1 protein-coding gene is annotated in these 557 nt (G+C 61.2%); it reads right to left on the bottom strand.

Annotation, left to right across the window (positions count from 1 at the left end; translation table 11 throughout):
* Positions 1-471 (bottom strand): hypothetical protein (locus LH464_RS24490; protein WP_226788994.1); only part of this gene is annotated, 471 nt, incomplete at its 3' end.
* Positions 472-557: the final 86 nt, after the last annotated feature.

The following is a 557-nucleotide window of genomic DNA, read 5'->3' on the forward strand; positions in this document are numbered from 1 at the left end:
GGCGCTCGCCAGCGTGCTTGCATCGATATCGCGAGCCATGAGGGCCAAGATTGAGTCCAAACGTTCGACGACGACATGGCGAGCGGGCGAAAGAGAGCCGGAGGCGAAGAGATCACTCACAGCAAAAGCTGGATCAAGATCATATCGAAGCCAGCGAGCTGCAATGCAGACAAAGCTATCGAGCCAGCATGAATTTGCGTCCCAGGCGAAAAGGACGATGGCGCCGCTGTCTCGACGAGGAAATCCGCCGCGGCACCACACCAGCTCGTCCAGCAGCAAGGGTGGTCCAGCTGTCGAAAACAGATCGGTGTCATCTCGGGACGGATCGTCGCGATCGAGAGAGAGGCTGGCCGCAAGGTCTTCCTCGGCAAGGTCTGCGTCGCTGCCGTCGTCGTGGCCGTCATCGCTGCGGTCATCGTAGCCGTCGTCGCCGCCGTCCTGGAGAGCCCGAGCAGGAGCTGCTGCTACCACAGATGGCGCGGTACGAGCCCAAGTGCCATCAACATGATTTGAGGACGGCGGCGGTGGGAAAACCGAGGGATGCGGAGCCTTCTTGC

The sequence above is a fragment of the Pseudorhizobium xiangyangii genome (assembly GCF_020531965.1).
In the GTDB taxonomy this organism is placed as follows: domain Bacteria; phylum Pseudomonadota; class Alphaproteobacteria; order Rhizobiales; family Rhizobiaceae; genus Neorhizobium; species Neorhizobium xiangyangii.